Origin of the sequence: Ideonella oryzae (assembly GCF_024055665.1) — a bacterium.
Lineage (GTDB): Bacteria > Pseudomonadota > Gammaproteobacteria > Burkholderiales > Burkholderiaceae_C > Ideonella > Ideonella oryzae.
This window is the reverse complement of record NZ_JAMXMC010000016.1, coordinates 64,536-76,625: the sequence shown is the minus strand read 5'-3', so window position 1 is coordinate 76,625 and position 12,090 is coordinate 64,536. Positions and strand designations below refer to the sequence as shown.

General features: G+C 66.7%; 12 protein-coding genes and 1 tRNA gene. 7 read left to right on the top strand and 6 right to left on the bottom strand.

All coding sequences use genetic code 11. From position 1 onward, the window contains the following. Positions 1–134: 134 nt before the first annotated feature. Genes M0L44_RS20690 through M0L44_RS20675 form a run of 4 tightly spaced genes read right to left on the bottom strand, consistent with a single transcriptional unit; the run spans position 135 to position 2,728 of the window. Complete coding sequence (locus M0L44_RS20690) at positions 135–911, bottom strand: M90 family metallopeptidase (protein ID WP_435526449.1); 777 nt, start codon at positions 909–911, stop codon at positions 135–137. A gap of 5 nt (positions 912–916) precedes the next feature. After that, the gene (locus tag M0L44_RS20685; RefSeq protein ID WP_252772076.1) at positions 917–1,636 is read right to left on the bottom strand and encodes a UDP-2,3-diacylglucosamine diphosphatase; all 720 of its coding nucleotides are present in this window, start codon (positions 1,634–1,636) and stop codon (positions 917–919) included. A 58-nt stretch (positions 1,637–1,694) separates the two neighbouring features. Next, positions 1,695–2,198: a peptidylprolyl isomerase gene (locus M0L44_RS20680; RefSeq protein WP_252772075.1), complete on the bottom strand. Its 504-nt coding sequence runs from the start codon at positions 2,196–2,198 to the stop codon at positions 1,695–1,697. A gap of 2 nt (positions 2,199–2,200) precedes the next feature. After that, positions 2,201–2,728, bottom strand: a complete 528-nt coding sequence (locus M0L44_RS20675; RefSeq protein ID WP_252772078.1) for a peptidylprolyl isomerase — start codon at positions 2,726–2,728, stop codon at positions 2,201–2,203. A gap of 194 nt (positions 2,729–2,922) precedes the next feature. On the opposite strand from M0L44_RS20675, the gene cysS reads away from it, so the two are divergent. The 7 genes from cysS to M0L44_RS20640 all read left to right on the top strand — a co-directional run bounded on the left by cysS (position 2,923) and on the right by M0L44_RS20640 (position 10,054). Next, complete coding sequence (cysS, locus tag M0L44_RS20670; RefSeq protein WP_252772074.1) at positions 2,923–4,299, top strand: cysteine--tRNA ligase; 1,377 nt, start codon at positions 2,923–2,925, stop codon at positions 4,297–4,299. Between the two features lies 1 nt (position 4,300). Beyond that, a complete protein-coding gene (locus M0L44_RS20665) occupies positions 4,301–4,954 on the top strand; it encodes a DNA-3-methyladenine glycosylase family protein (RefSeq protein ID WP_252772073.1) in 654 nt (217 codons plus the stop codon). A gap of 29 nt (positions 4,955–4,983) precedes the next feature. Then, a complete protein-coding gene (locus M0L44_RS20660; RefSeq protein ID WP_022982579.1) occupies positions 4,984–5,955 on the top strand; it encodes an acetyl-CoA carboxylase carboxyltransferase subunit alpha in 972 nt (323 codons plus the stop codon). A 4-nt stretch (positions 5,956–5,959) separates the two neighbouring features. After that, positions 5,960–7,312, top strand: coding sequence for a tRNA lysidine(34) synthetase TilS (tilS, locus tag M0L44_RS20655; protein ID WP_252772072.1), 1,353 nt, complete (start codon positions 5,960–5,962; stop codon positions 7,310–7,312). Between the two features lie 77 nt (positions 7,313–7,389). Then, positions 7,390–8,679: an aspartate kinase gene (locus M0L44_RS20650; RefSeq protein ID WP_252772071.1), complete on the top strand. Its 1,290-nt coding sequence runs from the start codon at positions 7,390–7,392 to the stop codon at positions 8,677–8,679. Positions 8,680–8,707: 28 nt separating this feature from the next. Beyond that, positions 8,708–8,800 (top strand) — tRNA-Ser (locus M0L44_RS20645). A 243-nt stretch (positions 8,801–9,043) separates the two neighbouring features. Then, positions 9,044–10,054 (top strand): HDOD domain-containing protein, encoded by a 1,011-nt coding sequence (locus M0L44_RS20640; RefSeq protein ID WP_252772070.1) that lies wholly within the window; start codon positions 9,044–9,046, stop codon positions 10,052–10,054. A gap of 27 nt (positions 10,055–10,081) precedes the next feature. On the opposite strand, the gene M0L44_RS20635 is transcribed toward M0L44_RS20640, so the two are convergent. After that, positions 10,082–10,588, bottom strand: coding sequence for a hydrogenase maturation protease (locus M0L44_RS20635; protein ID WP_252772069.1), 507 nt, complete (start codon positions 10,586–10,588; stop codon positions 10,082–10,084). Then, entirely contained in the window at positions 10,576–12,090 is a 1,515-nt protein-coding gene (locus tag M0L44_RS20630) for a Ni/Fe hydrogenase subunit alpha (RefSeq protein ID WP_252772068.1), read from the bottom strand. The genes M0L44_RS20635 and M0L44_RS20630 overlap by 13 nt, the downstream gene beginning before the upstream one ends.

The window sequence follows — 12,090 nt, the reverse complement described above, 5'->3', positions numbered from 1 at the left end:
CGCGTTCGTCTTGAGCACGCGCTCGCCGCTCCAGGTTGGGGTGCGTCCACAGGCTTGCATGTGGACGCATGCTCGGGTGATCAGCGTGGGTGGGTCAATACGGCCTTGGGGCCACGCTTACGGATCAGCTCGGGTCACCGCATTGCGGGATCTTGGTGGAAGTAGTCGACGAGCATGGCATGCAGGTCTGGGTGGTGCTGACGGAACGGCTGTGGATTGACGAAGAAGGCCTCGACCGACACGGCGAAGAACTCCTGTGGCCCCTCTGCGGCATAGGCGTCAAGCAGGGTGGGCAACCCGGCATCGAGCCGGTGGCAGAAGTCTTCCCAGGCGCCATCCAGCACCCCAATCCAATGGGCTTGGGCCTCCGAACTCGGTTGCGGCGGGACACCGTCGGCTTCGCCGTTGCACATGTCGATGACATGGGCAAACTCGTGCACCACGACGTTGTAGCCGTCGATGGCCAGGTCGCCGGCCTCGTCCACGTCGGGCCAGGACAGCATCACCGGGCCGCCGGCCATGGCCTCACCGCTCAGCCATTCGTCGTATTCGTGCACCACGCCGTCGGGGTCGGTCACATGGCGGCGAGCCACCACCTCATCGGGGTGGACCACGATGCCGACGAAGCCATCGTAGAGCGAGAGGTCGAGGTGCAAGATTGGCAGGCAGGCCTGCGCGGCAATGGCCACGGCCATCTCGTCAGTGACGACCAGGCCCTGAGCGCCCGAGAATTCCTTGCGTGCCAGGAAGGCGCTGCTGAGGGCACGCAGGGCCTCGCGCTCGCCGGGGGCGAGGCGGTGCAGAAAGGGATAGCGAGCGAGCACGGCATCCCACAAAGGTGGCGGGATGTCATGGCGCGCCAGCACCCGCTGCGCGCGCCAATCCCTCCAGCGTTGCCACCAGCCCATCAGGAGACTCAAGCGTGGACCAGCGACTCCCGTCGCACCCCTTCGGCCGTCCACACCAGCATGTCAGCCCGCGGCTCTGCCTGATCCAGTTCCCAGTCGGACAGAACCTCGCGCAGCGCACCGCCGGGCAAGGTGTCGCGACCGGGGCGGTGGGTGTGGCCGTGGATCATCAGCGAGGCCCCGGCTGCGGCGAGCCACCGGTCGCACAAGGGCGCGTCGGCATCGACATAGCTTTCAGGGGCTCGTCCGCCATCTCGGCTGGCGGCGCGCATCTGCCTGGCCAGCGCCACCCGTTCTTCGAGGGGGCGGGCCAGCAGTGCGGCCTGCCAAGCCGGCTGACGGACCTGGGCGCGGAACTGCTGGTAGGCGGTGTCGCCAATGCACAGCGCGTCGCCGTGGGTCACCAGCAGCGAATCGCCCCAGCCGGCCCGCAACACCGTCGGATCGGCCAGGTCCTGGCAACCCGTCTCGGTGAAGAAGCGCTCGCCGAGCAGGAAGTCCCGGTTGCCGCGCAGCACATGGACGGGCAGGCGCCGGGTGGCTGAACGAAGCGCCTGGCCGCAGCGTGCCTCGAAGGGCAGGGTAAGCATGTCGTCGCCCACCCAGTATTCGAAGAGGTCACCCAGGATGAACAGCGCATCGGCCTGCACGGTCTGCAGCAACTGCTCGAAGGCCGCCGTGGTGCGGGGCAGATCCTCGCTCAGGTGCAGGTCGGAGATGAACGCCACCTGCCGCCAATCGGCAGGCAGGCGGAATTCCGCGCAGCGCGGGAGCGCCTCAGCCGCCTCAGGCAATCTCGACAGCCTTCTCGATCACCACGCTCTCCAGCGGCACGTCGTCGTGGAAGCCCTTGCGGCCCGTGCGCACCTTCTCGATGGCGTCCACGACCTCGGTTCCGGTCACGACCTTGCCAAACACCGCATAGCCCCAGCCGCTGGGCGACTCGCTGGTGAAGTTCAGGAAGTCGTTGTCCTTGGTGTTGATAAAGAACTGGGCCGAGGCCGAGTGGGGCGCGTTGGTGCGGGCCATCGCGACCGTGTACTTGGTGTTCTTCAGGCCGTTGTTGGCCTCGTTCTGGATCGGGGCGTCGGTCGGCTTCTGGCTCATGTCGGCCGTCATGCCGCCGCCCTGGATCATGAAGCTCTTGATCACGCGGTGGAACACGGTGCCGTCGTAGTGGCCCTTGTTCACGTACGACAGGAAGTTGGCGACGGTGGCGGGTGCCTTGGCCTCGTCGAGTTCAAGGCGGATCAAGCCGGCGGAAGTGGTCAGTTCAACGGTCTTGGTCATGCTTATTTCTCCAGCGTGGCTTTCTTGATCAGGATCGGTTGCAGGGGGACGTTGGCAAAGCCGCCTTTGTTGCCGGTGGCGGCGGCCTTGATCTTGTCGACGACGTCCATGCCCTGAACCACCTTGCCGAACACGGCATAGCCTTCGCCGTCACGGGCGTTGGGTTGGTCCAGGTTGGGGTTGTCGACGACGTTGATGTAGAACTGTGCCGTGGCCGAATCGGGCACCATGGTGCGGGCCATGGCCAGGCTGCCGCGCACATTGCTCAGGCCGTTGCGGCTCTCGAGCGGAATCGGTGCGCGGGTGGCCTTTTCTTTCAGGTCCGGGGTGTAGCCGCCGCCCTGGATCATGAAGCCGTCGATCACGCGATGGAAGATCGTGCCGTCGTAGTGGCCGCTCTTGACGTACTGGACAAAATTGTCCACCGACTTCGGCGCCTTGTCGTGGTCGAGCTCGAGCACGATGTCGCCCATGGAGGTGGTCAGTTTCACCTTCTGCGCCCAGGCCGGCGACAGGGCCGCCAGGGACATCACGGCCACCCCCAGCCAGCGGCTCAGGCGGGTGATGGGCAAGGGCTGGCGAAGCAGGGGGGCGGTGCAGGTTGCGGTCACGGGTGGAGGCTCCTTGGCTACAATTCGACGATTGTATAGAGCGCCTGTGGGCGGTTTCCTTGGCGTCTGTCGCCGCAAGGGGATCCCTGGGCGCCGCCTGATTCTGGCCCTTGATGACGCTGCGCATCCATAACACGCTCACCCGCCGGGTCGAGCCCTTCACCCCCATCGACCCTGGCCGCGTGCGCATGTATGTGTGCGGCATGACCATCTACGACCTGTGCCACATGGGGCACGCCCGGATGATGATGGCCTTCGATGTGGTGTACCGCTGGCTGCGGGCCAGTGGCTACGAGGTGACCTACGTCCGCAACATCACCGACATCGACGACAAGATCATCCGCCGCGCCCTGGAGCGCGGCATGAGCATCCGCACGTTGACCGACGAGATGATCGCCGCCATGCGTGCTGACATCGGCGCCATCGGCATCACGCCGCCCACCCACGAGCCGCGCGCTACCGATTACATCCCGCAGATGCTGGCGATGATCGGCACGCTGCAGGACAAGGGCCTGGCCTACCAGGCCAACAACGGCGACGTCAACTTCGCCGTTCGCCGCTTCCCGGGCTACGGCAAGCTCAGCGGCAAGGCGCTGGATGACCTGCGGGCGGGCGAGCGCGTGGCCGTGGACGATGGGAAGCAGGATCCGCTGGACTTCGTGCTGTGGAAGTCCGCCAAGCCGGAGGAGCCAGAGGATGCCAAATACGCCTCGGCCTTCGGCCCGGGGCGGCCGGGATGGCACATCGAGTGCTCGGCCATGAGCTGCGCGTTGCTGGGCGAGCATTTCGATATCCACGGCGGTGGCATGGACCTCCAGTTCCCCCACCATGAAAATGAAATTGCCCAAAGCGAAGGCGCCACCGGGCAGCCTTTCGTCAATGTCTGGATGCACAACGGCTTCTTGAACGTGGACAACGAGAAGATGTCCAAGTCGCTGGGCAACTTCTTCACCATCCGCGATGTGCTGAAAGACTACGACGGCGAGACGCTGCGCTTCTTCATGCTGCGCACGCATTACCGCAGTCCCTTCAACTTCAGCGACGCCAACCTCGACGATGCTCGCCAGGCGCTGCGTCGCCTGTACACGGCCCTGGCCCCGTTCGAAGGGCAAGTGCTTCCCGCGCTGGATTGGTCGCATCCTGCGGCCCAAGCCTTCAAGACAGCGATGGACGACGACTTCAACACGCCGGGGGCCCTGGCCGTGCTGTTCGAGTCCGCCACCGAGCTCAACCGCAACGCCGACCCCGTGCTGGCCGGCACCTTCAAAGGCCTGGCTGAGGTGCTGGGCGTGCTGCAGCAGGTGCCCTCCCACTTTTTGCAGGCCGGCAGCGCGCTGGATGCCGCCATGATCGACGCCCGCATCGCCGAGCGGCAGGCGGCCAAGGCTGCACGCGATTTCGCCGCGGCTGACCGCATTCGCGACGAGCTGGCCAGCGCGGGCATCCTGCTGAAGGATTCGCCGCAGGGCACCACCTGGGTGAAGGCCTGACGTGAGCGAAGCTTCCAGCCTAGGCGTCACACCCGGCTATTGGGACGATGCCTGCAAGCATCTTTCCAAGCGGGACCGGGTGATGAAGAAACTCATCCCCCAGTTCGGCGAAGCGCGGCTGCAGAGCCGCGGGGACGCCTTCACGACCCTGGCGCGCTCCATCGTGGGGCAGCAGATCTCGGTCAAGGCTGCACAGTCGGTGTGGGACAAATTCGCCGCGCTGGTGAGCGGGCCGTCCTATTCGATTGACCCCCGCCTTGTGCTGGCACAGGAAACCCCTAGCTTGCGCGCTGTCGGTCTGTCGGTCCGCAAGGCAGAATACCTGCGGGATCTGGCCAGGCATTTCGCCGAGGGCGAGGTCCATGTGTCGCAGTGGCAGCACATGGACGACGAAGCCATCATCGACGAACTGGTGGCCATCCGTGGCATCGGCCGCTGGACGGCCGAGATGTTCCTCATCTTCCACCTCATGCGCCCCAACGTGTTGCCGCTGGACGACCTGGGTCTGCTCAAAGGCATCAGCAACAGCTACTTCAGTGGCGAGCCGGTGTCGCGGGCCGAGGCGCGTGAACTGGGAGAATGCTGGGCGCCGTACCGTTCGGTGGCCACTTGGTACCTGTGGCGCAGCCTCGATCCGCTGCCCGTCGATTACTGATCTTGCGCTTGAAAAAGGAGTACCCGCCCATGAGCAAGCGACACTTCCTGGAATTCGAACAGCCGATCGCTGAACTCGAGTCGAAGATCGAAGAACTGCGCTATGTGCAGAACGAGTCGGCGGTCGACATCTCGGATGAGATCGAGCGGCTGGACAAGAAGAGCCTGCAGCTCACCAAGGACATCTACACCCAGCTGACGCCCTGGCAGGTCACCCAGATCGCCCGCCATCCGCAGCGTCCCTACACGCTGGACTACATCAACGAAATCTTCACTGATTTTCAGGAACTGCACGGCGACCGTGCGTTTGCCGATGACCAGTCCATCGTCGGTGGTCTGGCCCGCTTCAACGGCCAGGCCTGCATGGTGCTGGGGCAGCAGAAGGGCCGCGACACCAAGGAGCGTGCCGCGCGCAACTTCGGCATGCCCCGTCCGGAGGGCTACCGCAAGGCCCTGCGCCTGATGAAGATGGCCGAGAAGTTCGGCCTGCCCGTCTTCACCTTCGTGGACACCCCGGGGGCCTACCCGGGCATCGGCGCCGAGGAGCGTGGCCAGTCCGAGGCGATCGGCCGCAACATCTTCGAGATGGCCCAGCTGGAAGTGCCCATCGTCACCACCATCATCGGTGAAGGCGGCTCCGGCGGCGCCCTGGCCATCAGTGTGGCCGATCAGGTGCTGATGCTGCAGTTCTCCGTCTATTCCGTCATCTCGCCCGAAGGCTGTGCCTCCATCCTCTGGAAGACGGCCGCCAGGGCGTCCGATGCCGCCGAGGCTCTGGGCATCACCGCCCATCGCCTGAAAGCCCTGGGGCTGGTGGACAAGATCATCAACGAGCCGGTGGGCGGCGCCCACCGCGACCCCAAGCACATGGCCACCTCGCTCAAGCGAGCGCTGGTCGATGCGCTGCGTCAGGTGTCCGACCTGTCGACGGCCGATCTGCTGGCGCGTCGCTATGAGCGCCTGAAGTCCTACGGCCGCTTCACAGACACCTCGGCACACTGATCCCATGGCCACCAGGGTGACGACGCCCGTCGTTGCCGTGGCCTTCAGCGGCGGGCGGGATTCCACCGCCTTGCTGCATGCGGTGTGGCGGCAGAGTGCCGGTACAGCGCTGAGGATCGTGGCCCTGCATGTCCACCACGGGCTGATGCCCGAAGCCGACGCCTGGTGGCTTCACTGCCAGCAGCAGGTACAGAGCTGGTCCCGCCGGGATGGGCGGATCCGCTTTCTGGGCCGGCGTCTGCATGACCACCCGACGCCGGGCGAGAGCATCGAGGCCTGGGCCCGTCGGGCCCGCTACAGCGCACTGGCCGAGATGGCGGCCGAAGTGCGGGCGGAGACTGTCCTGCTTGCCCACCACCAGCGCGATCAGGCCGAGACGGTGCTGCTCCAGGCCCTGCGCGGCGCAGGACCGGCGGGCTTGGCGGGCATGCCGCGCTCGGTGGTGCGTCAGGGCATCTGCTGGGTGCGGCCTTGGCTGGAACAGCCCGCATCGGCCATCGAGCACTACGTTCGGCGACACCGGCTGCGCCACATCGAAGACACCAGCAACCAGGACCGGCGCTTCACCCGCAACCGGCTTCGGCACGATGTCCTGCCTACCCTGGAGGCCGGCTTTCCGCAGGCGCAGGCGGCCTTGGCCGCCGTGGCCCGGCACAGCCACGATGCGAATCTGCTGATCCACGAGGTGACGCAGGCCGAGCTGCAGCGTGTGGGTGCGAGCCTCGACAGGCTACAGCTCACTGGCTGGGCGACCTTGTCGCCCGTGCGTCAGCGGCTGGTGCTGGCCGCCTGGCTCAAGGCCGCCGCTGCGGCCCATGCGCTGCCGCCGCCCCATCCTTCGCTGCAGGCCCAGATCGCCCTGGGTCTGTCGACCTCGTGGTCAGCAAGCTGGTCATCGGAAGGGGGCTTGGTGTGGCGGCTCTACCGCGGCGTGCTGTCCGTGAACTGCGCGCCCCCCGCAGCGGTGGGCCAGGCCCGGCAACTGGCCGGTCCGCAGACGCTGGATCTGCCGGACTGGCAGGCGCGGCTGGCGTTCGAAGAGGTGACGGCCGGCGGCCTCAGTGCCGAGCAACTGACCGGCGCCTGGCTGCAGCCGCGGCAAGGGGGGGAACAGTTCCAGGCGGGGCCGGAGCGGCCACCGCGCAGCCTCAAGAAACAGTTCCAGGCGGCTGGCGTGCCGGCCTGGCAGCGGCAGGCACCCATGCTGTGCCGGCGACAGTCCGACGGCGGTGTGCAGGTGCTGTTTGTGCCGGGCCTGGGGGTGGATGCGGGGCAGGTCGCGGTAGCGGGGATGCGTCAATGGCGACCGATCTGGGCCCCCAATCGGTTGGAAGACGTCAGCGATCCCTTAGAATAGGGGGTTTGCGTGGTCGCGAAGCGGCTGTGCAAGCCTTTCCGGCCCCGCAAGGGCGTTGTCGCATTTTTCGCTACCCCATGGCTTTGATCGTACACAAATACGGCGGCACATCGATGGGCTCGACCGAGCGCATCCGCAATGTCGCCAAGCGCGTGGCCAAGTGGGCCCGTGCGGGCCACCAGATGGTCGTCGTTCCCTCCGCGATGAGCGGCGAAACCAACCGCCTGCTGGGGCTGGCCAAGGAGGTCTCTCCCGCCAAGCAGACGCCCGAGATGCTGCGCGAGCTGGACATGATCGCCTGCACCGGCGAACAGGTGTCCGTGGGCCTGCTGTCGCTGGCCCTGCAGGCCGAGGGGATGCAAGCGGTCAGCTACAACGGCTGGCAGGTGCCGGTCAAGACCGACTCGGCCTACACCAAGGCCCGTATCGAGAGCATCGACGACGCCAAGGTGCGTGCCGATCTGGCCGCCGGCAAGGTGGTGGTCATCACCGGCTTCCAGGGCGTGGACGAGGGCGGCAACGTGACGACCCTGGGTCGTGGCGGCTCCGACACCTCGGCCGTGGCCATCGCTGCGGCGATGAAGGCCGACGAGTGCCTGATCTTCACCGACGTGGACGGTGTCTACACCACCGATCCGCGCATCGTTCCCGAGGCCCGTCGCCTGCATACCATCAGCTTCGAGGAAATGCTCGAGATGGCCAGCCTGGGCTCCAAGGTGCTGCAGATCCGCTCGGTCGAGTTTGCCGGCAAGTACCGTGTGCCGCTGCGGGTTCTCTCCAGCTTCACCCCCTGGGATATCAGTGTTGAGGAAGAGGCCAAGTCGGGCACTCTGATCACCTTCGAGGAAGACGAAAAGATGGAACAAGCCGTTGTCTCTGGCATCGCCTTCAGCCGCGACGAAGCCAAGGTCACCGTGACGGGCGTGCCCGACAAGCCGGGTGTCGCCTCGCTGATCCTGGGCGCCGTGGCCGACGCCAACATCGAAGTGGATGTGATCATCCAGAACGTGTCGCAGAACGGCAAGACCGACTTCTCCTTCACGGTCAACCGCAACGATTACCAGCGCACCCTGGACCTGCTGCGCACCCAGGTGCAGCCCGCCACTGGCGCCTCCGATGTGGTCGGCGACCCGAAGATCTGCAAGGTCTCCATCGTCGGCATCGGCATGCGCAGCCATGTGGGCGTGGCCAGCAAGATGTTCCGCTCGCTGAGCGAAGAGGGCATCAACATCCAGATGATCAGCACCAGCGAGATCAAGACCTCGGTCGTGATCGCGGAGAAGTACATGGAGCTTGCCGTGCGCGCCCTGCACAAGGCTTTCGATCTGGATGCATCGATTCCCGCGATCGACGAAGCAAAAGCCTAATTTCACGCTATACTGCTGAGCTTAGGTTGGAGACGTGACCGAGAGGCCGAAGGTGCTCCCCTGCTAAGGGAGTATGGGGTCAAAAACTCCATCGAGGGTTCGAATCCCTCCGTCTCCGCCAACCGCTTGTGAAAACGCCGCTTTCAGCGGCGTTTTTCTTTTCCGGCTTCCAACGACGCCGGATTGCAGGGCATTGCGCCCCTTGTTCTGCCGGGTGGCGGCCCGGGCCGCGCCGCAGAATCGGTGCATGAACACTGCACTCCTTCTGGGATTGCTCGTCCTGCTGTTGCTGGGAGGCGCCGCGGCGTGGCGGCGCAGGCCGTCGGCATCCGATGCGTCGGAGACCCTGAACGAGGACCCGCCCATGCCGCCACTCGAGGCCGTGGCCACAGATGGCGACGCGCATGCGCCCCCATTGCTCCCCGAGCCTGTACCCCAGGCGCTGGTCGGCTTCTGCGTGGTTCATGCCGATCAGTTGCCGCTCGAGCGCCGTGCCTCGATCACCTCGGTGTTCCGCAACATTCCGCGACCTTCCCGACTGATGCAGCATCTGGCCGCCGTGGACCTCCTGAGCGAGGCCAGTGCGGCGCGGCTGGTGGAGCTGATCGCTGCGGAGCCGGTGATTGCGGGCAAGTTGCTGTCGGCCGTGAATTCACCGCTCTATGGCCTGCAGACGCCGGTGGCCAGTGTGGCCCAGGCCGTGACTTTTCTGGGGCTGACGCAGGTGCGCACCATCTGCCTGCGCTATGCGCTCATGCAGAGCTTTGCCCAGGAAGCGCCAGAGCGGCAGGCCATGCTGGACCGGGTCTGGCAGAGCAGCGCGCTGGCCTGCGAGATGGCTCAGGTGATGACCCACACGCTGTCCATCCGCGATCCGGGGGCCGTGGGCAGTGCGGTGCTGCTGTCCTTTCTCGGGCGCCTGGCCGTGACGGCCACCACGCCAACCCGTCTGCTGACCGCGACCGATCAACCCGATCACTTGGGCCGGACCCGGGCCGAGCAGGACTTGCTGGGGGTGGGCTCCTGTGAGGTGGGGCGGCTGCTGATGCGCGATTGGGATTTGCCGGAGCCCATCATCGCCAGTGCCTGCGATGCAGCGGACTGGCTGGCGCAGCCTGCGGTCTCGTCCGATCCCGGCCGTGCGGAAACCCTGGCGCTGACCTACCTGTGCGCCCGTCTGGGCGAGCGCCTGGCCAGCGGGGCGTTGCCCTCCCTGCAGTCCCTCGACCTTCTGAGCGAGGACTCGGCGGACTTCTTTCACCTGAGACAGAGCTTGTCACCCTCCCGCTTGACCCGCTGGGCCGCGGCGCTGCGAGCACCTGCGCTGTCGGCGCGGCTGGGTCGTCTGCAGTCGGCGTCTTTCCGCGGCTATTGATCCGTGTCGGCCGGTGAGGCCACGGTTTCACCAGGCCGTGGCCTGCTGCAACCAGGCCCGGAGCCAAGCCTCGGCCGCGTCCAGATCCGCCAGCGCTTGCGGGCTGGGGGCGCTGTCCAGACCGAACTGGCTGGCGCGCAGACCCAGCAGCTGGCACGGCGGAGGGCGTTCCCCCAGCACATCCCGATAGGCCTGCAGCAAGGCCTGTGGGGAGAGGGCGTGGCTGGTGAAGCTGCTGTCTCGGCAAGGCGTCAGCGCCATGGCGCTGAATGGGGTCTGCAGGCCGACTGCCGCATCGATGAACAGCACGGTTTGCCGCCCCTGCAGGTCCAGCAGATGCTCGATCTGCAACTGCTGGTCTTCCAGGCACTCGACCGCACGACGCAGAGCCGCTGGCTGTTGTGCCAGCCAGCGCTGGATGCGGTCCAGCAGCAGAGGCCCCAGGGCGTCGTCGCCACGGCTGCGGTTGCCCCAGGCCAACAGCAGGCGGGCGGCGGGCGGGTCTGAGGGCGGAAGAGGGGTCAGGCCGTCCACGTCAGCGGGCCATCCAGCCGCGTGAAGCGCCCCTCGGGCGATCTGGCCACATGGTCCAGGGCCTGGCCAGCCGCATCGACCAACGCCACTTCCAATGGCATGCGGCCCATCGCGTGGGTGGCGCAGGACAGGCAGGGGTCGTAGGCGCGGATGGCCACCTCGATCTGGTTGAGCAGCCCTTCGGTGATCTCGCGGCCATCGAACTGTTCGCGGGCCACCGCCCGCACCGCCTCGTTCATGGCCTGGTTGTTGTGGGTGGTCGAGACGATCAGATTGCAGTGGGTGACCAGGTCGTCGTCGCCCACCCGGTAGTGGTGGATCAGCGTGCCGCGGGGCGCCTCGATGATGCCCACGCCTTCACCGACGCGCTGCCCCGTGCTCAGCAACTCTCCGGCCAGGATGTCCGGATCGTCCAGCAGGTCGTGCACCACTTCGGCGGTGTGCAGCACCTCGATCATGCGGGCCCAGTGGTAGGCCAACGTCGCGTCGATGAGGGCCCCCTGGCCGTGGGCGACGAAGGCCTGTCGTTCGAACTCGGCCAGCGGCGAGGGGATGCGGTCACAGGCCTGCACCCGGGCCAGCGGCCCCACCCGGTACCAGCCCTCGGCCGGGCCCAGGCTGCGCAGGTAGGGAAACTTCATGTAGCTCCAGGGGCGCACCTCTTCCTCGATCAGGTCGAGGTAGCGCTGGTCGTCCACCTGCTCGTGGAGCAGCGCGCCCTGGGCACTGCGCACCCGCAGCCGGCCGTCGTAGAGGTCCAGTGCGCCATCGGGCCGCACCAGCGACATCAGATGGGCCGGGCTGCGGGCAAAGCCGTCGTACAGCGCCGGGTTCTGGGCGTGCAGACGCTGCACCAGTTGCACGGCGCCCTGGGCCCATTGCACCATCTGGTCGGCCTGGGCACGCAGCATCGCCTGGTCTTCATGGCTGACATGGCGGTTCATGCCGCCGGGCACCGAGCCGGTGCCATGCACCCGCTTGCCCGCGGTGGCGCGGATGATCTCCTGGCCGTACTTGCGCAACAGCACGCCCTGGCGGGCGATGTCTGGGTGGGCCTGGGCCACGCCGACGATGTTGCGCCGCGTGGGCTCCGAGTCGAAGCCGAACAGCAGGTCGGGCGAGGACAGGTGGAAGAAGTGCAGGGCATGCGACTGCAACACCTGGCCGTAGTGCATCAGCCTCCGCAACTTCTCGGCGCTGGGCGTCAGGGTGGTGATGCCCAGCGCGCGGTCCAGCGCCTTGCAGGCCGCCAGGTGGTGCGACACCGGGCAGATGCCGCACAGGCGCTGCACCATCACCGGCACTTCCCAGTAGGGGCGGCCGCGGATGAACGCCTCGAAGCCACGGAACTCGACGATGTGCAGCCGCGCCTGCTGCACCCGGTTGTGCTCGTCCAGCAGCAGCGTGATCTTGCCATGGCCCTCCACCCGCGAGACGGGGTCGATGGCCACGCGGCGCAGGCCTTCGGGGTGGGCGGCGGTTTCCAGGTCGGGGGAGGCCAT